Here is an 18,809-nt window from a genome sequence, read left to right as displayed (position 1 = left end):
GTGTCCTCGGGGTTGGAGGTGCTTTTGGCGGCGGTGGACGGCCGGGAGAAGGACTGGGGGCTGTTCGGTCGTCAGGCGGTGGAGTTCCATCTGCGTAACGCGCGGGCCTGGGCGAACCGGGCCACGGGGGAGGATCTCGCGGCGCAGATCGACCCCGAATTCGTCTTCGGGCCCACACGAGTGTCCCTCCAGCGCTAGCTGGAGGTCGATCGGGCCCGGCCTAGTGTCTGTAAGTTCCCTTCTGAGAGGAGAAGGCAGCATGTCGCTGACCGTTCCGAACGAGCTTCTCGACCAGGCGAAGGCAGGAGAGGTGGACGACGCGACGTTCGTCGCCTGTGTCCGTGACTCCCTGCCATATGCATGGACGCTCATCAGTGACCTGGTGGGGGAGCGTGAGCGCACCGGTGCCGAGTTCACCGACAACACCGTCCCGCCGCCGGACGAGGCCGCCCGCGGCCAGCTCCTGCGCTGCCTCGCCAGCGACTCCATGCGCGGCGCGCTTGAGCGCCACTTCGGGGTGAAACTGGCCTTCCAGAACTGCCACCGGGTCGCGGTCTTCGACCCGGCGGCCGTCAAGGCCCACGCCGAGTTCATCACCGCCAGGTCCCAGATCCTCAACCAGAGCCCCGAACTCGTCGACTGCTGACCCCTCCCGCCCTCGTCAAGCCGCACCCCGGCCTGACGAGGGCGCTTTCCTTTTCCTGTCCGGGGCACCCCCACCCTCGCCAGGCCATACCAACCCAGCGCCGTTCTGACCAGGTTCCTGGCCCAGGACAGCACTCCAGTCCCTCTCTCTCGTCAGGCCGTACCCCAACCCGGCGAGGGCGCTTTCCCATTCCTGACGCGGGGCAGCACCTCAGCCCCCAGCCGTCTGATCGTTTCGAGGGTTCGCTCCCGTGTGCCCGCCCCCTCGACCATGAGGATCAGGTGGCCGAGCCCCGTCTTGTTGACGGTCCGTTCGATCCGCTCGACGCAGAGGTCGGCAGAGCCGACCGGGTGCGTCCGGCAGAGAAAGTCCACGTAGTCCGCGATGTCACGGCGCGGCGTGGGGCGCCCGTCAACGGGCACGTACCCCGCGAGCCCCGGTCCGAGCCAGCCCGGCATCGCCGCCCTCAACTCCGCGACGGCCTCCCGCGTCGAGTCCGCCACATGCCCGACCACCGCCGCCACATGCCCCGGATCCCCACCGTCCCAGGCGCCACCACACCCTTGATCCCCATCGCCATGGGCCTCACCACGCCCCAGGTCCCCGCCTCCACGGACACCACGATGCCCTGGATTCCCGTCGTCACAGCCGCCACCCCGGGCACCTCCCCCAGCGCCGTAGGCCTCGCCGTACTCCCGCAGCAGCCCGGCCTTCCCCTCGTCGTCGAGGTGCATCCCCAACAGCATCGGCAGCCCCCGCCCGGCGGCCAGTGCGACCGTCCCCGGCGAGGTGCACGCCACGACCGGCCTGAGTCGGGCGGTCGGGACCATCGGTACCTCCCGGAACCGGAAGAACTCCCCGTCCGCACGGACCGTGTCCTGCCCGAGGGCCGCGCACAGCAGGTCGAGCGACTCGGGAAACCCCCGCTCGAACCTGGGCAGCCCCGTCCCGAACACCTCAAGCTCCGTCCAGGGACCGCCCCGCCCGACCCCGAGCGTGAACCGCCCGCCGGAGACCTGGTCCAGGATCGCCGCCTGTTCGGCCAGCTCAACGGGGTGCCGCGCCGACAGTACGCTCACCGCCGTCCCCACCCCGATCCGGTCCGTACGGCCGAGCGCGACCCCCGCCAAGGTCACCGCCGAGGGGCACACGCCGTACGACATGAAGTGGTGCTCGGCGATCCACGCGTCGTCGAAGCCCGCCTCCTCGGCGACGACCACCGCCTCGACCGTGTCCCGCAACACCTGTCCCGGCTCCCTGCCGGGGAATCCGGCCGCGATGAGGAAGATCCCAACCCGCATGCTGCCCACCATGCGCCACCGCCCCCCGACAGAAAAGGGCATATCACCCTTCCCCCATGGATCAGCCGTTGAGAAGCGCGTTGATGTCGCTCTCCCGATAACGCCGCTGCCTGCTGGGCGTCCGCACCGAGGGGATCTTCCCGGTCAACGCCCACCGATTGACGGTCTTCGGGTCCACCCCGAAGATCCGCGCGACCTCCCCGGGAGTGAGAAGCCGTTCGGTGGTGTCCGGCCCGGTGGCGAAGGTGCCGTCCGGGGCGACGGCCTTGAGGGGAGACATGGGGAACCCCTTCAGTAGCGGCTTCGGTGGAGGATCTCGTCATGCCGGGCCAACGCGCGAGCCAGCCGACGCAGTGTCGTACGGCCAAGCACATCGCGGGCCCCGGCTCTGCGCTGGTCAGGCCGCAACGGCTCGTACCGGATGGCCCACCACCGGGGCAGGCCGGGCAGATGAAGGTACTCGTACCGCCAGCCGGGATGGGTGCTGATGAGCAGGTCGATCAGTCGTCGATCGTCGTCAGTCATGGTCGTCCCTGGGTGCGGGAGCGGAAGAAGTGCGGGGCGGGTGCCCGGCCCCGAGCCGGGGAGCACGACGGCCGGGCACCCTGGAGGAGGACCGGCCTTCCCCTGGGGAAGACCGGTGCGCCAGACGACTCCCTCCTTCCCCAGCACGCTTCGGACGTGCGTGGGAGCTGTCTTGCTAGGGTGTGCGGCCCAGACCCCTCCCGCCTGGACCGCACGTTCATGGGGGTACGGCGGGCGGACGGGTGGGATGAGTTTCCACCGCCCGCCGTACCGGCTTTCAGGAGTCCTGTGCGGCCCAGGTCCCTCATCCCTGGACCGCACGTTCACGAGGTACGGCGGGCATGCGTCTCCTCACCCGCCGTACCGGCCTTCAGGAGCGCAGCAACCTGCGCAACGCCGTAGACCGGCTCGCCACGACGGCCTGACCAGGGCGTACAGCCGGGACGACCCGGGCGGTGGGAGTCCGCAGAGCACGGGCGACGGCGATGGCTCGGATACTCGGCGGCACCGTCGGGGACACCCGGGCGCTCAGCTTCCGCTCCAACTCATCGACCGACCCGGCCCGCACCAACAGCACGTCTCCGAGACCCGGCCTGCCGGGAAGGAAGCGGCGGTAGGCGCTCCACAGCCCGGACCGCGAACTGTGGAGAACCAGCCAATCCGGATGGGCCTGTTGTACGGCGTCGCACCCCTGAAGCACGACATCCGACACCGGACACGACATCACGCCGCCCTCCCACCCGGCGAACGCCGTCCCCCGGCGAGCCCCGCCTCCCCGCCGGGCTCCTCGGCGACCGCCACCACGGAGGGCCCTGCCCGCCTACGGGAAGCCCCGCCATGAACCAGCGCTGGGGAAGACTGCACCGCGAGCCGGATCGCCCGGATCATCTCCGCCTCCCGTATCCGCTCCTCCAACCCCTCACCCGTGACGTCCTCGACGATCACCGGTCGCGGGCCGTCCCAAGCGGCCATGGCGTAGAAGCACCGCTTTCCCAGGCTGTAGAGAACCGTCCACTCAGCCCACGCCCGATCGATCCGCTCGGCCTCGGCGCGGGCCGGGCCGTCCCACACCCGCCGATACACCGCCGCGTACTGCAGGCCGTCCCGATGCCGCCCCGTCACGCCGACACCCCCTCAGCGATCTCCTCCTGACGGGCCACGGCCTCCCGGACCTCCTCGAAGGTGTCGGCGTCCACGGTCGGCTCCGCTCCGGCCCGCAACGCCGTACCCGGGAACGCCCGATTGCGGACAGCCCAGAACCGACCGGCGTCACTGATGATCAGCCGCCAGCCGGGGATGACCTGGGCGGCCGGAAGGGACCTGGCAGTTTCCATGGACCTCACCTCCGTTGCGTTCGAAATCCCGCCGGAACATGAGAGGCGGACGGGATGGCGTTGTGGTGTACGGCTATTTCAATGGGGCCGTAACGCCACGTCGAGGTGTGCCGGTGGGGATACTGAGGGTAAGAACAGCGTTTACCCACCCGTGGTGAGGCATCAATGGCTGTGAACGATGAATTGCCCGTATGGGCGGCACGGCTGCGCGCCGAGCGTGAGCTGCGCGGATGGGGGCGGGCCGATCTGGCCCGTGAAATGCTGAAAGTGGCTGAGCCGTACACTCTGCCCCGGCTGAAGTCGATAGTCGCCAGCATCAAGGGGCACGAAACCGGGCGCCACAGGCCGGACGACCCGTATTTGCCGCTTTATCGCAAGGTGCTCGGTCTCGGTGAGGAACTGTTCGCCTCCGCGAACATGCCGCTTTCCGCTTTGGCTCTGCCATCTCTTGCTCCTGATCCTGATTTGTACGAACGGATCACGAAGACGATCGGCGAACCGGGGCGGGTGGATCTGGAGACGATCGCGTGGCTTGAGCGATGTCTGGCCGAGCACCGCCGGGCCGAGGACACCATGGGCAGTCGCCCGCTGATGCCCGTGGTCCGTGCCCAGTTCGCCACCGTCGCCGATCTCGCCCGAGGGGTTCGCGGGACGGCGGGAGACCGGCTGGTCGGCATGGTCGCCCAGTACGCCCAGTTCCTGGCGTGGATGTGCCATGACAGCGGCGATCTGGCCGCCGCGCTGGCCTGGTACGACCGCTCCCACGGCTGGGCGCTGGAGGCCGGAGACGCCGCCCTGGCCGCGACGACCCTGAACATGCGCGCTCACCTGGCGTGGAGCACCGGGGACCCGCAGCGGTGTGTACGGCTGGCCGAGGCGTCCCGCTGGCACGACGGCCGCACCTCACTGGGCATCCAGGGGATGGCCGCCCAGATGGCCGCCCGGGGACAGGCGCAGATGGGACAGGGTCGGCAAGCGCGCTCCCTGCTCGGCGAAGCCGAAGAACTGATCAGAAAAGCAGCCGAGCGTCCCGAGGAGGAGCCGTCGTGGATGTACTTCTACGACGAGGGCTGGTTCCTCATGCAGCGTGGCATGGCCGAACTGGAGTTGGGCGACGGCCATCGCGCGGTGCCCTTCCTCGAACGGGGGCTGGCGGGGTTGGCGGGGTCCTACCGGCGTGATCGCGCCTGGTTCGGCGCCTGCCTGGCCCGCGCGCACGCGCTGGCGGGCGAGGCCGAAGCCGCGACGGAGACGGCGCTCGACGTCGCTCCCGACGCGGTGGCCGTCAACACCTACGCCGTCCGTGACCTGCGCAAGGTGGCCGGACTACTGGACCGCATGCGCGCACCGGGCGCCCGTGCCCTCCAAGAGGCCCTGCCGCAGGCATCCTGAGGAGACTCACCCGAAAGGCCGCGTCATGAATCTGGGGCACTCGGTCAGTGTGGCCGGGGTGGTTCTCGACGACCAGGGACGTGCGTTGCTCGTCCAGCGGCGCGACAACGGCCGCTGGGAGGCGCCCGGCGGCATTCTGGAGCGTGACGAGGACATCACCACCGGTCTGGTGCGCGAAGTGCGCGAGGAGACCGGCCTGATCGTCGAACCCCTCGCCCTGACCGGGGTCTACAAGAACATGACCCGCGCCGTCGTCGCCCTGGTCTTCCGCTGCGCCGCCACCGGCGGCCGCCTCACCAAGAATCGCGAAAGCCGTGCCTTCCGCTGGGCCGACCCCAAGGAAGTGAAAACCCTCGCCAACGAGGCATTCGCCGTACGTGTCCTGGACGCCATGCGCCCCGGCCAACCGCCCGCCATACGCCACCACGACGGCACCCACCTGCTGACGAACCCATGACCCTCCACCCGTTGTCCGACGAGGAGATCGCCGAGCGCCTGGCCGGGCTGCCCGGCTGGGAACGGAACGGGCATACGATCGAGCGGACCTTCCGGCACACCTACCACGAGTGCGTCCACCTGGCCATGTACGTCGCGGCCAAGGCCCGCGAGGTCGGACACCACCCCGACATGCACATCACCTGGCAACGCATCCGCTTCGCCGTCACCACCCACGACGCCGGGCACCGCCTCACCGCCAAGGACTTCGACCTGGCCCACCACATCGACGCCATCGCCACCGTCCACGGCGCCGGACCGGCCTGAACCGCGCCCTTTCCTCACGTCTTGGCGTTGAGGCCTCCCCTCACCGGAAACCCCACATAAGGTGACCCTCTTACCGACGCCTGATCTCCGGGAGACCCGGGTTCCGACAAGAGCGAGCCGTACATCGAGGAGGTGACGGTGATCCGGGTGGTGTTGTGGGACATCGATCACACGCTGATCGACATGCGGGCATCGGTCTTGAGCTGTCGGCGCAGGCGTTCGAGCGGGTGACCGGGGTGGTCATGCGGCAGCAGGCCAGGATCGACGGCCTCACCGAGGCGGTGATCTTCCGGGAGACCGCCCGGCTGCACGGCCTGACGACCGGCGGGGATGATTTCGAGCGGTTCGCCGCCGCCCTGGCCGAGGTTCATCTGCTGCGGCGGGGCGAGATACGGCAGGGGGGCGGCTGCCGCGCTGCAAGCCGTGGCCGACCGAGACGGGGTGGTGCAGACGGTGGTGACCGGTAGCGTCCGCGAGGTCGCCCGGGTCAAGCTGCACACGTTCGGGCTTGACCCGAACAACGGGCGGCGGAAGCTGCCCTGTTTGCCGAGTCGCTCGTCACCCTGGAGGGTTCGCAACCATACCCTCAAACATTAGTTTGGTAGGTGGGCATGCGGTCACTCATCACACTGGAGGATCTGGACCCTAGACGAAGGCGAGGAACAGCTATGTCCCCCGACCTGCTCGATGTCGGGTTCCGCAGAAGCAACCTCCTGGAGGCCACAACCAACGTGGTTGGCGTGTCACCCCAGGCTCCAGAGCCTATAGCTCGTCAGGGAACAAAGGAGGCGAAGATGGACTTCAACGAGACACAGGCACAGCTCAGCGCTCTCTGTCAGCGCTTTGGAATCACCGAACTGTCCGTTTTCGGGTCTGTCGCCCGGGGCGATGACAGGCCGGAGAGCGACCTTGATCTGCTCTATGTTCATGCTGAGGGTGCTCCACTAGGCCTACTAGAGATCATCACCCTTCAGGAAGAGCTTGAAGATCTCTTCGACCGTCCCGTCGACCTGGTCGCCAAGCGTTACCTCAACGAATCAATCAGAGACGAGGTCCTGCATGACGCCCAAGTCCTCTACGCGGCGTGACGAGCTCTACCTCATCGACATCGTCAAGTCCGCCAGATCGATCGCCTACTTCCTCAAAGATGTCGAAGAGGAACGATGGCTCGGCGACGAACAGCTGCAGTCGGCTGTGCAGTGGAAGATCATGAACATCGGGGAAGCCGCCTCTGGCATCAGCGAAGCCACCAGGGCGATGCGTCCGGAGATCCCTTGGCGCAAGATCCGTGGTCTCCGAAACATCCTTGCTCATGCTTACTTCTCAGTGGATCTCAGCGCAATCTGGAAAACTTCCAGAACCGATGTTCCGATCATGGAAAAGCAGGCCCTGGATCTCCTCTGGCTGGTCAACCCGGACAGCGCACAGCAGTTGAAGATTGAGGACGCCTCAACAGGCGAGTGACCCACCTACCCGAACAGCCCGAGCTGACCTTCCCCCGCCAAAGGGTTCCGGTGTCTCTTGAGGTGGCGCCAGCGAGGGAGGTCGTCCAGGTAGGACCAGGACAGGCGGTGGTGTTCGGTGGGGCCGAGGCGTTCCAGGGCCTGTTGGTGGATCGGCGAGGGGTAGCCCGCGTTGTCGGCGAAGCCGTACTCCTCGACACCGACCAGAGAGGCCATGTAGGCGTCGCGGCGGACCTTGGCCACCACCGAGGCCGCGGCGACCGAGACGCAGGACAGGTCTCCCTTGATCTCGCACCGGACCGGCCAGGGCGCCCCGAGATAGTCGTGTTTGCCGTCGAGGATGACCACGTCGGGCCGGACGGGCAGTTCGGCCAGGGCCCGGCCCGCCGCCCTGCGCAGTGCCTCGGTCATGCCGAGTTCGTCGATCTCGGCGTGGGTGGCCTCGCCGTACCCGACGCCGACGGCCCAGGTGACGATCTCGTCGAACATGGCGGTACGGCGGGCCGGGGTGAGCATCTTGGAGTCGGTCAGTCCGGCGGGCGGCTCGGACAGGTCGGTGACCACCGCGCAGACCGCGACGGGTCCGGCCCAGGCGCCCCGGCCGACCTCGTCGATCCCGGCGACGGTCTTCGACCCGTTGCCGGACAGCAGCCGTTCGAGCGCGTATGTGGGAGGCATGGCTGAAGACGTTACCGTTCGGCCAGCCGGACGACGGCCAGGTCGTCGACCAGCATCCGGGCGGCCACGTGTACGGCCCGCAGGGTGACGGAGACGGCGGGCCGGTTGACGCTCGACGCGCGGGCGACGGCGTGGACGACGCGGCTGACCGGATCGCCGGGGAACTCCCGCACGACGATCCCCCTGACCCCGGCGGCCAGGGCCAGGGCCGGGACGGCCGCGATGCCGATGCCCTTGGCGACCAGGCCGAGGATCGTCCCCAGCCCCTCGAACTCCCACGGCACCGGCTGGGCCCCGCCGAAGTCGGCCAGCATGCGGTCGACGGCCAGCCGGGAGGGTTCGCCGTCCGGGGTGGCCATCCACGGCTCGTCACGTAGTTCGCGCAGGTCGACGGGCTCGTCGAGGGAGGCGAGCCGGTGCCTGCGCGGCACCACGAGCACCAGTGGGTCGTGCAGCAGCGGGAAGACCCGAAGCGTGTCCGTCTCGCGCACCCTGCCGTACCAGTCGTCGACCAGCGCGATGTCCACCTCGCCCGACCTGACCTCGCGCATCCCCCGTCCTGAGCGTCCCTGACCCATCCGCAGGGTCAGCGCGGTGTGCCTGCGCAGCGACCTGGCGAGGGCGGGCGCGAAGGCGACGGCGGCGGTGGGGAAGGCGGTCACGGTGACGCGCCCCGACGGGGTTCCCTGGTGGGCGGACAGGTCCGACTCCGCGTTCTCGACCATCGCCAGGATGCGCTGGGCGTGCTCGACCAGGCGGCGTCCGGCGTCGGTGAGCTCGGCGCTGCGCGCGGAACGGTCGAGCAGCGCGGCTCCGGCCTCCCGTTCGAGGGTCGCGAGCTGCTGGGAGACCGCGGACGGGCTGTAGCCGAGGGAGGCCGCCGTCGCGGCGATGCTCCCTCTCCTGGCGAACTCACAGATCACCACAAGCCGACGAAAATCAAGCATCGGACTTCCTTACGCCCACCCACACCAACCAGTGCTTGTTCCGATGCCTGCATCCCATCACGCTTGGGAACGTTCCGCATTGATCGGAAAGGGACACTGATGAACGTGACGCTTTCCGCCACGCTGGCGGCGAACGAGGACATCGAACGAAGACGGCGCGCCGGTGAGCGGGTGCTCCACCTGGCCTTCGGTGAGGCGGGTCTGCCCGTTCATCCGGCGCTACGCGAACGGCTGGCCGCCGCCTCCGAGCACAACGGGTACGGCCCGGTCGCGGGGATCACGCCGCTGCGCGAGGCCGCGGCGGGCTACTGGGACAGGCGCGGCCTGCCGACGGACCCCGACCTGGTGGTCTGCGGCCCCGGGAGCAAGCCCCTGCTGTACGGCCTGCTGCTGGCGATCGGCGGTGACGTCGTGCTGCCGATGCCGAGCTGGGTGAGCTACGCCGCCCAGGCCGACCTGGTCGGGGCCCGTCCGCTGCCGGTTCCCGCCCCTCCTGGCGAAGGCGGGGTGCCCGATCCCGACCGAGTCGCCTCCGCCGTACTGCACGCGCGGGCGCGGGGGCGTGACGTCCGTTCCATCCTGCTCACGCTGCCGGACAACCCGACCGGCACGTTGGCCTCCCCGGCCACGGTCACCCGGCTGGCGAGGATCGCCCGTGACCTCGGTCTGATCGTCATCTCCGACGAGATCTACCGCGACCTCCTGCACGATCCGGCGACCGGCTTCGTCAGTCCCGCCGACGTCGCCCCCGAGCGCACGGTGATCACCAGTGGGCTCAGCAAGAGCCTGGCCCTGGGCGGCTGGCGGATCGGCGTGGCCAGGCTTCCCTCCGCCGAGCTGCGTGACCGGCTGCTCGCGGTGGCCAGTGAGATCTGGTCGAGTCCGGCGGCGCCCGTCCAGCGGGCCGCGGCCTACGCCTACACCGAGCCCGCCGAGCTCGTCGAGCGGATCGACCTGAGCAGGCGGCTGCACGGCACGGTCGCGCGGGCGGTACACGACAGGCTCGTCCGGGCGGGAGTGCGGACCGAGGCGCCGCTCGGCGGTTTCTACCTCTATCCCGATTTCGCCGGACATGACTTCACGACCTCCGCCGAACTGGCCGCGGCGCTGCTCGACCGGCACGGGGTCGGGGTGCTCGCCGGACACGTCTTCGGCGACGACGTCAGGGCCCTGCGGGTGCGGGTGGCGACGAGCCTGCTGTACGGCGAGACGACCGAGCGGCGACTGGCCGCGTTGCACGCCGCCGACCCGCTGGAACTGCCCTGGATCTCGGCCGCGCTCGACCATCTGAGTGAGGCCCTGACCGGCCTGGCGGGGGCCCGGCCGGCACCCGGTGGACGCCGTGTTTCCGGCGCCGTTCCCAGCCCCGTGACGGGCTGATCTTTCAGGAGATCACTTTAAGGAAACTTTACCCCGTGAGCAGGCACATCCGGGATAGCATCCGCATGCTCTGACCTGCGATTTCACCCCTCCGAGCAGGGGGCACCAGGGGCTTAACCAAGATGTCTTGTGTCATTTGGCACCAGGCATGCCTGTCAGCCCCCATCATGTGCTCATGCCCGCTTTTGTCACCCTGTCCGGGCGCTCCGTGCGCCTGGAACCGCTCAGCCTCGCGGTGGTCGACGACCTCGTCACCGCGGCGAGTGAGGACCGTTCTACTTACGCCTTCACTCGCGTTCCCCAAGGCCGGGAAGAGATGGTCTCCTACGTGGAGGCCGCTCTGGCTGAGCAGGCGGAGGGCCGCACGTTGCCCTTCGCCGTCCGGTGGCTACACACCGACCGCATAGTCGGTGCCACCCGCCTCATGCACCTGGAGTACTGGCAGGGCCCCATGCCCTGGCCGCCGGGTACGCGTGGAGCGGTGGGCGAGGTCCCGTCCGTGGCGGACATCGGTTACACCTGGCTGGCCGCCTCGGCCCAGGGCACGGGTGTCAACCGGGAGAGCAAGTACCTGATGCTCTCGCTCGCCTTCGAGACCTGGCAGGTCCACCGCATCACGCTCAAAGCCGACGTACGCAACGCACGATCCCGGGCCGCCATCGAGGCCCTCGGCGCACACCTCGACGGTGTGCGGCGGGCGGAAACCCGAGGCGCCGACGACACGGTCCGAGATACCGCGTACTACTCGATCCTGAGCGGCGAGTGGCCTGCCGTACGAGAACGGCTCCACACGCGACTCGGCCTGTTCGAGGCCGCGTGACGGAGCCCCATCACTTCCGATGAACCATGGAACAAAAGGCCCGCCCGGAGTTCCGGGCGGGCCCGATGTTCGTCTTCCCGGCCTTTTCCAAGGCCGCCCCGATGACCTCATCGTCCGTCAGGCGTCACTCGTCGTCATCGGCCTCGTAGATGTAGTTCCACCGGCCGCAGGAAACGCGCTGGGCCCCGGGCCGTTCCCAGTAGCAGACCCGGACCTGGACGTTGTCGACGTCCTCCTCGGAGAAGTGGAAGGACCGGTAGCCGGACGAAACGCACTGCCTGGCCCAGTCGTAGGACTCGTCGCCGTCGGCGTTCTCGAACTTGACCTGGACGTAGCCGCACAGCCGCCACGGACTGTTCTTGTCGTAGAGACGCCCCTGGACGTGGACCTCGGAGCCGTCGTCCCACACCTGGCCGTTGGCCTTGGCCCGGGAGCCGTTGCGGTACTTGGAGTAGTAGGAGCCCCAGAAGTCGACGTCGAGGGCACCGGCGGTCGCGGTGCCGGTCGTCGCGGCCGAGGCCGAGGAGGTCAGCGCCGGGACGCCGACCGCGAGGACGGCGGTCGCCGCGGCGACGCCGAGCAGGCTGCGGATGGTGCGGTTCATGGTTCCTCTCCCAGAGGGCCGGACTTCCCGTTCCTTGGTGGAAGTCATGACCCATTGATAGGACGAGGTCCCTGCACCGTGCTTACAGCGCCTTTATCGACGCCTGCAGACGATTGAATCAACGCCTGCAACCTGGTGAAACACCGGGCATGACCGCCCCCGTATGGGGCCATGCCCGGCATGTCACAGCATCCGGGAAGCGGTTCAACGCCCGATTGACGATGAATCAACACCAGGGTTAACGAGTGGGCGGTTTCCTGTGGTGACGGCATTGCAGGACCTATCATTTCGGTGGTAAGGCTTTTTCTTGAGGGCGGAGATCCAGGAAATGGCTGCTCACAGCAGCGAAGAGGGGTTGCGCTTCGCCTTGCTCGGCCCTGTCCAGGCCTGGCGTGACGGCGTCGAACTCGACCTCGGCACGCCGCTGCAACGCTCCATCCTGACGATGTTGCTGCTGCGTGAGGGCAGGGCGGTCACTCCCACGGAGATGATCGACGCGGTCTGGGGCGAGGACGCGCCGCCCAGGGCTCTCGGCGCGCTGCGCACCTACGTCTCGCGGCTGCGGGCCGTCCTGGAACCGGGCAGATCCCCCCGGACCCGCCCGGAGCTTCTCACCTCGGTCGGCCGTGGATACGCTCTGCGGCTGAACGACGTCACCCTCGACCTGACGCAGTTCGAGCGGGGTGTCCACGAGGCCGAGACCGCCCGCCGTACGGGAGACGGCAGGGGGGCGGCGGAGAGTCTGCGCGCCAGTCTGGAGCTGTGCACCGGGGAACCGCTGGCCGGGGCCGTGGGCCCCTACGCCGAACACCAGCGCGGCAGGCTCGTCGAACGCAGGATGAGCGTCGTGGAGACGCTCATGGACCTGGACCTTGAGCTCGGCAGGCACGCCGACGTGGTCTCCGAGCTGGTCGCGCTGACCGCCGACCACCCGCTGCGGGAACGGCTGCGCGCCCAGCTGATGCTGGCCTACTACCGGTGCGGCAGGCAGGCCGACGCCCTGGCCGTCTTCGCCGAGACCCGGACCGCGCTGATCGACGAGCTCGGCATCGAGCCGGGGCCCGAGCTGACCACCCTGCACCGGCGCATCCTCTCCGGCGACCCGGCTCTCGTGCCCGCGCGTGCCGCCGTCTCCGTGCCCGAGGAGCGTACGGCCCCGCCCGAGCCGACCGAGGTCGAGGTCCCCGAGCTGCCCCGTCCCGCGCAGCTGCCCGCGGCCGTCAGTGACTTCACCGGCCGCCGTCACGTCGTCGCCAGGCTGCGCACCCTGCTGTCGCAGGCGGGTTCTGACGGTGTGCCGGTCGCCGCCATCTCCGGCATCGGCGGCGTCGGCAAGACGGCCCTGGCGGTGCACCTGGCGCACACCATGCAGGACCTGTTCCCCGACGGTCAGCTCTACGCCGACCTGCGCGGTTACGGCGACGAGCCGGCCGCGGCCGAGTCGGTGCTCGCGGCGTTCCTGCGCGGGCTCGGCCTGCCTCCCGACGTCATTCCCGACGGTCTGGCCGAGCGGGCGGCGCTGTACCGCTCGCTGCTGGCCGAGCGGCGGATGCTCGTGCTGCTCGACAACGCCCGTGACGCCGCCCAGGTCGGTCCCCTGTTGCCCGGCACGACGGGCTGCGCGGCGATCGTGACCAGCCGCCCCAAACTCGCCGACCTGCCCGCCGCCAGGCTGGTCGATCTGGACGTGATGGAGTCCGACGAGGCGTTGTCGCTGTTCGCCACGGTCGCGGGTGCCGACCGGGTGGCCGCGGAGCGCACGGCCGCCATGGAGGTGGTCGCCGCCTGCGGTTTCCTGCCGCTGGCCGTACGGATCGTCGCGGCGCGGCTGGCGGCCAGGCCGTCGTGGACGGTCGCCTCGCTGGTGCCCAGGCTGGCCGACGAGCGCCGCCGCCTCGACGAGTTGCGGGTGGGCAACCTCGCCGTCGAGGCGACCTTCGCCCTCGGGTACGGCCAGCTCGCCCCACCCCAGGCACGGGCCTTCCGGCTGCTGTCGTTGCCCGGCGGTCCCGACATCTCCGTCGGGGCCGCCTCCTCCGTCCTCGCGCTGAACCCGACGGAGACCGAGGACATCCTTGAGTCCCTGGTGGACGCGAGCCTGCTTGAGGCGCCCGCGCCGGGGCGTTACCGCTTCCACGACCTGCTGCGGCTCTTCGCCCGCCGTACGGCGGAGCGCGGTGCGGACGCCGAGGCGGGCGGGCCCGCGCTGCGGCGGCTGCTCGACTTCTATCTGGCGTCGGCGCAGTCGGCGCACCGGCTGGCCTACGACGGCAGCACGCTCGCCGAACAGCTCTCGGTGACCGGCCCCGGCCACACGTTCGCCTCCGCCGACGAGGCCGTGGCGTGGCTGTCGATCGAGGCGGAGTCGCTGTTCGCGGCCATCGCCCAGACGACCGCCCAGGCGGCGGCCCAGACGACGGCCCAGGCGTTGCTGCCGGCGGCCGACCTGCTGCTGGCCATGGAGCCGTTGCTTGAGTCCGGCAGCCACGCCCGCGAGTTCGAGCGGCGGGCCAGGGAGACCCTGGCCGCCGCCCAGCGGTTCGGCGCGCCCTCCAGCGAGCTGCGCTGCCGCTACGTGCTGGGCAGGGTGCTGTTCGGCGCGAACCGGCTGGTCGAGGCCCGCAAGGAGTTCGAGGCCTCGCTCGGCCTAGCGGTCGAGGGCGACCGCATCGTCAGCGGCGAGGTGCTCAACGCGCTGGCCGTCGTCGCGGGCCGTCAGCGCCGTCACCAGGAGGCGCTCGCCCTGTTCGACGCGGCCCGCGAGGTCTTCAGGGAGATGGGCGCGCCGGGAGGTGAGGCCCTGACGCTCAGCTACTCGGCCAGGGACCACCTCTTCCTCGGTCAGGCCGAGGAGGCGATCGCCGCCGCGGAGCAGGGGCTGACCATCTTCACCGAGATCGGCTCAAGTCCGGGCACCGCGCGGGCGCGCTACCACCTGGGGATGGTGCTGTCCCGGGTGGGACGGCTCAACGAGGCGGTGCACCACCACGCCGAGTGCCTGGCCTTCTTCCGCACCAGCGGACAGCGGGTGTGGGAGCAGCGCGTCTGCTCACGGCTCGCCGAGACGTTCATCACGGCCAACCGCTTCGGGGACGCCACCCGGCACGCGGAGCAGGCACTGGCGGTCAGCGTCGAGATCGGCCACCCGTACGGCGAGGCACTGTCGCTGTGGGTGCTAGGCAGAGCGCTCGCGGGGCAGGGTGACATCCGGCGCAGCCGTGACTGCCTTCAGCGGGCGCACGACATCTTCGACAGGCTCGGCGCCCCCGAGGCCGCGGACATCCGCGCTCTGCTCGACCGTGACCCCGTCGGTAACTGACCACGACACGTCATACAGGTCGTACAGATCGTCGTCGAGCCGTGTCATCCAAAAGTGGTTGATCACTGGAATTCCCGTCGCTCTGGAACCTGAGATCGGATGCGGGGCGCCCGGCCGGCCGTCTGGCCGTCGAAGACGCGTTAGGGGGCCCGGTCATCCGGTGCGTCTTCGGCGACCGGCCGCCTCACTGTGACGACCGGCCGGACTCGGCGTGGTCCCTTACCCCCCGGGTCCACGCCGTGCCCACGTCCAGAGCATCCCTTCCGGCGGTCAACATCGGATCAACAACCGATCGGTGGGGACATCCAGGGATATGCACAGCCTGTGGATAATCAGGGGGTTGATATGTGGAAAAATCCCTCGGCGATCAACGGGCGGAGCGCTTCGGGAGCACGAACCAGCAGGTCATCGGCGTCCTGGCCGGTGAGCTCCGCGATGGCCGCCAGCAGCGGGGCCAGTGGATAATCACCGTCACAGACCCCCGCCAGGGCCGCCTCGACGGTTCCCACCTGGGTGGCGCGGCGCAGCCCCCGCGTCTGCCTGAGCACGATCCGCGACGGGTCCTCGGCGCCGGGCGGCCCCGTACGCTCCTCGGCCACGCCCTCGGCCAGTGCGAGCCGGGCGCCGAGCAGTTCCTCGTCGGTGAGGCGGTGGGCCAGACCGACCGAGGCCAGCACCTCGTCCACATAGCCGCCGACCGGCAACTCGACCCGCTGCCCCAGCTCCTCGACCCTGACCACCGGGTCGAGGCTGCCGGAGTCGTGCAGCGTGATCCAGCCGAAGCCGATCCCGGTGACCTTCATGGTCTCGAACCAGTCGAGCCAGTCGTCGTAGAGCTCCCGGTAACGGGGGGTGCCCTGCTCGGCGGCGTCCCTCAGCCACAGTTCCGCGTACTCGGCCGGGTCCTGCACGTCCCGCTGCACCACCCAGCCGTCGCAGCCGGTCCCCGCGAGCCATCCGCCGACCCGGTCACGCCAGTCCTCGCCGTCGACGTGCAGCCAGTTGGCCAGCAGCTGGCAGGTGCCGCCCGGGGAGAGGAAGCGGGGGGCGAGCCGTACGAGATCGCGGCAGAAACCGTCGGCCTCGAAGCCCGACTCCCGGTAGGTGAACCGGCCCCGGGGGGAGATCACGAACGGCGGGTTCGAGACGACCAGGTCGAACCGCTCCCCCTCGACGGGCTCGAACAGCGACCCCTGCCTGGCCTCGACACCCTCGATCCCGGACAGCGCCCAGCTCAGCCGGGCCATCCTGAGCGCGCGGGGGTTGACGTCGGTCGCCACGACCTCCTCCGCCCGGCCGGCCAGGTGCAGCACCTGCACACCGCACCCGGTGCCGAGGTCGAGGACGCGCCCGGCCGGGCGGCGCGAGACGAGCTGGGCCAGGTTCGCCGACGCCCCTCCCGCGCCGACGACGTGGTCCTCGCGCAACGCGGGATCGCCCGGCCTGACCTTGCGGTCGGAGACGACGTAGCCACCCGTCTCCCACGGCTGCAGGTGCACCGCCGCGCTGACCAGACCGTCCTGTACGGTCACCAGCCCGCCCTCGGCGAGCGCCTCGACCGGGAGCCATTCCGGCGCCTCGACCGGTGTTCCGAGCCACCACAACCGGATCAGCGTGCCGAGCGGGTCGCCGTCGCGGGTGACGCGCAGCGCGGGTGTCGTCTCCTCACGGGAGAGCGCGGTCGCGGCGACCGTGCCGAGGCGGTCGCGGACGCCGTCGACGGTGTAGCCGGTTTCGAGCAGCAGCTCTCTGAGACGGGCGGGAAGATCTCTCACCCGACCATCCTCCCGCAGCCCTCCCAGCCGGGGGTGACCCGATCGTTGCAGACGGCCGTAAGCGTTCTGCAAGCACGGCACAAGTGGGAGACGGTACCAATGAGGAGTCGCTCCACCCGGTCCTGAGGTTTCCGAGATGTTGATCCCCTGCTTCGCCTGTGAGTCCCGTTTCCGGCCCGACGAGTACTTCCGCGCCTGCCACGACTACAACCGTGGCCGGGACATGGTCGCGTGGACCTGCCCGAGGTGCGGCAACCGGGACGAGTTACGGGTCCTGCCGGGCGAGCTGGGCTTCGGATACTCCGCGAACGGCGGACACGGCGGGTTCGACGTCAGCGACCGGGTCCGCGTGCCCGGTCTGCGGCGACGACGCCAGGACCTGCGGCTGGACATCTCGCTGGACGAGAAGGTCTGGCGGGTGCCAACCCGGCTACGGCAGCTCGCGGGAGCACGCTGAGACCGCTCCGGCCCGGACGAACCCCCGGACTCCGGGCCGGAGCTCTCAGACGCCCGAAAACCGGGGCTCTCACGGACGACGGCGCCGGGCGGCGCGGGGCCGTGGGCGGCGGGTGACGGGTGCGGCGACGGGGGCCAGGTGGGCGAAGCCGTACGGTCAGGCGGGGGCGGGACGCTGGCGCAGGCTGTGCCAGGCGGCCTCGCACAGGCCCGCGATCTCCTCGGGCGTCGGCTGGTGGGCGCCCGCGAACCACAGGCGGCACATCTCGGTCGCGGGGCCGAGCCAGAGCACGTAGCACATGGTGGGGGGGACGGGCTGGAGCAGGCCGTTCTTCATGTGGGGCCGCCACCAGTCGGCGACCTTGCGGAAGAAGGCCCTGCGCAGCTCGGAGACCTCGGTGCCGCCCGGCTCGTCGCGCTTCGGCGGGCGCTCGCTGAGCAACAGGTGCGCCCGCTCCCTGTTGTCGTCGTACCACCTCATGTGCAGGGCGACGATGGCCTCGATGCCCTCCTTGGCCCCCTCGTGACGCCGCAGTTCGGTGAGGAAGACCTCCTGGTACATCCTGAGGGTGTCGGCGTAGAGCACGCCGAAGACGTGTTCCTTGCTCGCGAAGTGGTGGTAGAAACTGCCGACGCTGACGCCGCTCTCCTCGCGGAGGCTGGCGAGCGTGGTGGCCGAGACGCCGTCCTGGCTGAACCGGCGCAGTGCGCCCTCGATGATCCTGGTGCGGCCGTCGCGTCCGTTCTTGGCACTTTTCACGGTGTCAATGGTGCGCCAACAGAACCTTGTTCCGCAAATGGTGTCCGGCCACCGGACTCCCCGTCGATGATAACGCTCCGTTCGCCGCCACCACCCGGCGCGACGCCCCCTCCGAGGGCCGGTTCGACCGGCGCGTTCACCTCCACACTCCCCTGGGAGGTCCGGGTGACGGCTCCCGGCCACAGGCCCCGGATCATCGCCAGAACCCGGTGGTTGTCGCCGAGGACGTCCATGTTCACGGTCCTGGCTCCGTTGACCGAGGCGCGGCGCAGCAGCCTGCGGACCAGGCGGGAGCCGATGCCCCTTCCCTGCCAGGCGTCGGCGACGACCACCGCGATCTCCACCTCGGCGCCGGCCCTGGCTCCCACGGCATGCCCGACGACCTTCTCCCCCGCGACGGCGAGCAGCACGTCCCCCCGGCCGGTCTCCGCCAGCAGCCTGCCCGCCATGTCCTCGTCCACGGCGGTGAGGAAGCGCAGGTGCCGTGTCCTTGGCGACAGTTCCGCGAGGAAGTGGCGAATCCGCTCCCCGTCGCCCGGCCCGGCGGACCTGATCTCGACGACGGTTCCTGCGAGCACCCCCTGAGTTCGCAACATGAACCTAGACTTCCGCCCGGCAGCTGAGTATGTCAAGTAGACTTAGCCGCG

General features: G+C 69.8%; 23 protein-coding genes and 1 pseudogene. 11 read left to right on the top strand and 13 right to left on the bottom strand.

Going from position 1 to position 18,809, the window contains the following annotated elements:
* Positions 1-198: pseudogene (locus ABZ470_RS36800) on the top strand (hypothetical protein); the annotation flags it as partial.
* Between the two features lie 61 nt (positions 199-259).
* Positions 260-646, top strand: coding sequence for an SCO5389 family protein (locus ABZ470_RS36795; RefSeq protein WP_352013722.1), 387 nt, complete (start codon positions 260-262; stop codon positions 644-646).
* Positions 647-798: 152 nt separating this feature from the next.
* On the opposite strand, the gene ABZ470_RS36790 is transcribed toward ABZ470_RS36795, so the two are convergent.
* The 6 genes from ABZ470_RS36790 to ABZ470_RS36765 form a co-directional block, all read right to left on the bottom strand.
* Positions 799-1,947: an LLM class flavin-dependent oxidoreductase gene (locus ABZ470_RS36790; RefSeq protein ID WP_362917298.1), complete on the bottom strand. Its 1,149-nt coding sequence runs from the start codon at positions 1,945-1,947 to the stop codon at positions 799-801.
* 61 nt (positions 1,948-2,008) lie between these two features.
* A complete protein-coding gene (locus tag ABZ470_RS36785) occupies positions 2,009-2,227 on the bottom strand; it encodes a BldC family transcriptional regulator (protein ID WP_362782126.1) in 219 nt (72 codons plus the stop codon).
* Positions 2,228-2,238: 11 nt separating this feature from the next.
* On the bottom strand, positions 2,239-2,472 hold the full coding sequence (locus ABZ470_RS36780) for a hypothetical protein (RefSeq protein WP_362917296.1): 234 nt from the start codon (positions 2,470-2,472) through the stop codon (positions 2,239-2,241).
* Positions 2,473-2,842: 370 nt separating this feature from the next.
* A complete protein-coding gene (locus ABZ470_RS36775) occupies positions 2,843-3,184 on the bottom strand; it encodes a hypothetical protein (RefSeq protein ID WP_362917294.1) in 342 nt (113 codons plus the stop codon).
* Between the two features lie 11 nt (positions 3,185-3,195).
* Positions 3,196-3,594: a hypothetical protein gene (locus tag ABZ470_RS36770; RefSeq protein ID WP_362917292.1), complete on the bottom strand. Its 399-nt coding sequence runs from the start codon at positions 3,592-3,594 to the stop codon at positions 3,196-3,198.
* Positions 3,591-3,806 (bottom strand): hypothetical protein, encoded by a 216-nt coding sequence (locus ABZ470_RS36765; RefSeq protein ID WP_362917290.1) that lies wholly within the window; start codon positions 3,804-3,806, stop codon positions 3,591-3,593. Before ABZ470_RS36765 ends, ABZ470_RS36770 begins: the two co-directional genes overlap by 4 nt.
* Before the next feature lie 165 nt (positions 3,807-3,971).
* Between ABZ470_RS36765 and ABZ470_RS36760 the strand changes: the two genes are divergently transcribed.
* The 3 genes from ABZ470_RS36760 to ABZ470_RS36750 are packed head-to-tail and all read left to right on the top strand — an operon-like array spanning position 3,972 to position 5,960.
* Complete coding sequence (locus tag ABZ470_RS36760) at positions 3,972-5,198, top strand: XRE family transcriptional regulator (RefSeq protein ID WP_362917288.1); 1,227 nt, start codon at positions 3,972-3,974, stop codon at positions 5,196-5,198.
* A 25-nt stretch (positions 5,199-5,223) separates the two neighbouring features.
* Positions 5,224-5,655, top strand: coding sequence for an NUDIX domain-containing protein (locus ABZ470_RS36755; RefSeq protein WP_362917286.1), 432 nt, complete (start codon positions 5,224-5,226; stop codon positions 5,653-5,655).
* A gap of 11 nt (positions 5,656-5,666) precedes the next feature.
* A complete protein-coding gene (locus ABZ470_RS36750; protein ID WP_362917284.1) occupies positions 5,667-5,960 on the top strand; it encodes a 4a-hydroxytetrahydrobiopterin dehydratase in 294 nt (97 codons plus the stop codon).
* A gap of 167 nt (positions 5,961-6,127) precedes the next feature.
* On the opposite strand, the gene ABZ470_RS36745 is transcribed toward ABZ470_RS36750, so the two are convergent.
* On the bottom strand, positions 6,128-6,451 hold the full coding sequence (locus ABZ470_RS36745; RefSeq protein WP_362917282.1) for a hypothetical protein: 324 nt from the start codon (positions 6,449-6,451) through the stop codon (positions 6,128-6,130).
* A 177-nt stretch (positions 6,452-6,628) separates the two neighbouring features.
* Between ABZ470_RS36745 and ABZ470_RS36740 the strand changes: the two genes are divergently transcribed.
* Entirely contained in the window at positions 6,629-7,048 is a 420-nt protein-coding gene (locus tag ABZ470_RS36740; RefSeq protein WP_362917280.1) for a nucleotidyltransferase family protein, read from the top strand.
* Entirely contained in the window at positions 7,020-7,424 is a 405-nt protein-coding gene (locus tag ABZ470_RS36735; protein WP_362917278.1) for a HepT-like ribonuclease domain-containing protein, read from the top strand. Before ABZ470_RS36740 ends, ABZ470_RS36735 begins: the two co-directional genes overlap by 29 nt.
* A gap of 5 nt (positions 7,425-7,429) precedes the next feature.
* Here the strand turns inward: ABZ470_RS36735 and ABZ470_RS36730 are convergent, their stop codons facing one another.
* Both ABZ470_RS36730 and ABZ470_RS36725 read right to left on the bottom strand, forming a co-directional pair.
* Positions 7,430-8,101 carry a ribonuclease HII gene (locus ABZ470_RS36730; protein WP_362917276.1) on the bottom strand — a complete coding sequence of 224 codons (672 nt, stop codon included), beginning with the start codon at positions 8,099-8,101 and terminating at the stop codon, positions 7,430-7,432.
* A gap of 11 nt (positions 8,102-8,112) precedes the next feature.
* Complete coding sequence (locus tag ABZ470_RS36725) at positions 8,113-9,048, bottom strand: LysR family transcriptional regulator (protein WP_352013718.1); 936 nt, start codon at positions 9,046-9,048, stop codon at positions 8,113-8,115.
* 99 nt (positions 9,049-9,147) lie between these two features.
* On the opposite strand from ABZ470_RS36725, the gene ABZ470_RS36720 reads away from it, so the two are divergent.
* Both ABZ470_RS36720 and ABZ470_RS36715 read left to right on the top strand, forming a co-directional pair.
* Positions 9,148-10,428, top strand: a complete 1,281-nt coding sequence (locus tag ABZ470_RS36720; protein WP_362917273.1) for a pyridoxal phosphate-dependent aminotransferase — start codon at positions 9,148-9,150, stop codon at positions 10,426-10,428.
* A 175-nt stretch (positions 10,429-10,603) separates the two neighbouring features.
* Positions 10,604-11,248, top strand: coding sequence for a GNAT family protein (locus ABZ470_RS36715; RefSeq protein ID WP_362917271.1), 645 nt, complete (start codon positions 10,604-10,606; stop codon positions 11,246-11,248).
* Between the two features lie 124 nt (positions 11,249-11,372).
* Here ABZ470_RS36715 and ABZ470_RS36710 read toward each other — a convergent pair whose 3' ends face one another.
* Positions 11,373-11,852 carry a hypothetical protein gene (locus ABZ470_RS36710; protein ID WP_352013715.1) on the bottom strand — a complete coding sequence of 160 codons (480 nt, stop codon included), beginning with the start codon at positions 11,850-11,852 and terminating at the stop codon, positions 11,373-11,375.
* 328 nt (positions 11,853-12,180) lie between these two features.
* Between ABZ470_RS36710 and ABZ470_RS36705 the strand changes: the two genes are divergently transcribed.
* On the top strand, positions 12,181-15,171 hold the full coding sequence (locus tag ABZ470_RS36705; protein ID WP_362917269.1) for a BTAD domain-containing putative transcriptional regulator: 2,991 nt from the start codon (positions 12,181-12,183) through the stop codon (positions 15,169-15,171).
* Positions 15,172-15,503: 332 nt separating this feature from the next.
* Here ABZ470_RS36705 and ABZ470_RS36700 read toward each other — a convergent pair whose 3' ends face one another.
* Positions 15,504-16,946 carry a methyltransferase gene (locus tag ABZ470_RS36700; protein WP_362917267.1) on the bottom strand — a complete coding sequence of 481 codons (1,443 nt, stop codon included), beginning with the start codon at positions 16,944-16,946 and terminating at the stop codon, positions 15,504-15,506.
* Positions 16,947-17,082: 136 nt separating this feature from the next.
* Between ABZ470_RS36700 and ABZ470_RS36695 the strand changes: the two genes are divergently transcribed.
* Complete coding sequence (locus ABZ470_RS36695; RefSeq protein WP_352013712.1) at positions 17,083-17,403, top strand: hypothetical protein; 321 nt, start codon at positions 17,083-17,085, stop codon at positions 17,401-17,403.
* 156 nt (positions 17,404-17,559) lie between these two features.
* Here the strand turns inward: ABZ470_RS36695 and ABZ470_RS36690 are convergent, their stop codons facing one another.
* On the bottom strand, positions 17,560-18,162 hold the full coding sequence (locus tag ABZ470_RS36690) for a TetR/AcrR family transcriptional regulator (protein WP_352013711.1): 603 nt from the start codon (positions 18,160-18,162) through the stop codon (positions 17,560-17,562).
* On the bottom strand, positions 18,159-18,758 hold the full coding sequence (locus ABZ470_RS36685; RefSeq protein WP_362917265.1) for a GNAT family N-acetyltransferase: 600 nt from the start codon (positions 18,756-18,758) through the stop codon (positions 18,159-18,161). Before ABZ470_RS36685 ends, ABZ470_RS36690 begins: the two co-directional genes overlap by 4 nt.
* Positions 18,759-18,809: the final 51 nt, after the last annotated feature.

This window comes from Streptosporangium sp. NPDC020072, assembly GCF_040631445.1.
Classification (GTDB): Bacteria; Actinomycetota; Actinomycetes; order Streptosporangiales; family Streptosporangiaceae; genus Streptosporangium.
Note: the sequence above shows the minus strand (reverse complement) of the source record. Positions and strands in the feature narration are given on the sequence as shown.

Coding starts and splice junctions, on each gene's coding strand:
- ABZ470_RS36795 (WP_352013722.1), top strand. CDS start 260: ATGTCGCTGACCGTTCCGAACGAGCTTCTCGACCAGGCGAAGGCAGGA.
- ABZ470_RS36790 (WP_362917298.1), bottom strand. CDS start 1,947: ATGCGGGTTGGGATCTTCCTCATCGCGGCCGGATTCCCCGGCAGGGAG.
- ABZ470_RS36785 (WP_362782126.1), bottom strand. CDS start 2,227: ATGTCTCCCCTCAAGGCCGTCGCCCCGGACGGCACCTTCGCCACCGGG.
- ABZ470_RS36780 (WP_362917296.1), bottom strand. CDS start 2,472: ATGACTGACGACGATCGACGACTGATCGACCTGCTCATCAGCACCCAT.
- ABZ470_RS36765 (WP_362917290.1), bottom strand. CDS start 3,806: ATGGAAACTGCCAGGTCCCTTCCGGCCGCCCAGGTCATCCCCGGCTGG.
- ABZ470_RS36760 (WP_362917288.1), top strand. CDS start 3,972: ATGGCTGTGAACGATGAATTGCCCGTATGGGCGGCACGGCTGCGCGCC.
- ABZ470_RS36755 (WP_362917286.1), top strand. CDS start 5,224: ATGAATCTGGGGCACTCGGTCAGTGTGGCCGGGGTGGTTCTCGACGAC.
- ABZ470_RS36740 (WP_362917280.1), top strand. CDS start 6,629: ATGTCCCCCGACCTGCTCGATGTCGGGTTCCGCAGAAGCAACCTCCTG.
- ABZ470_RS36735 (WP_362917278.1), top strand. CDS start 7,020: ATGACGCCCAAGTCCTCTACGCGGCGTGACGAGCTCTACCTCATCGAC.
- ABZ470_RS36730 (WP_362917276.1), bottom strand. CDS start 8,101: ATGCCTCCCACATACGCGCTCGAACGGCTGCTGTCCGGCAACGGGTCG.
- ABZ470_RS36725 (WP_352013718.1), bottom strand. CDS start 9,048: ATGCTTGATTTTCGTCGGCTTGTGGTGATCTGTGAGTTCGCCAGGAGA.
- ABZ470_RS36720 (WP_362917273.1), top strand. CDS start 9,148: ATGAACGTGACGCTTTCCGCCACGCTGGCGGCGAACGAGGACATCGAA.
- ABZ470_RS36715 (WP_362917271.1), top strand. CDS start 10,604: ATGCCCGCTTTTGTCACCCTGTCCGGGCGCTCCGTGCGCCTGGAACCG.
- ABZ470_RS36710 (WP_352013715.1), bottom strand. CDS start 11,852: ATGAACCGCACCATCCGCAGCCTGCTCGGCGTCGCCGCGGCGACCGCC.
- ABZ470_RS36705 (WP_362917269.1), top strand. CDS start 12,181: ATGGCTGCTCACAGCAGCGAAGAGGGGTTGCGCTTCGCCTTGCTCGGC.
- ABZ470_RS36695 (WP_352013712.1), top strand. CDS start 17,083: ATGTTGATCCCCTGCTTCGCCTGTGAGTCCCGTTTCCGGCCCGACGAG.
- ABZ470_RS36685 (WP_362917265.1), bottom strand. CDS start 18,758: ATGTTGCGAACTCAGGGGGTGCTCGCAGGAACCGTCGTCGAGATCAGG.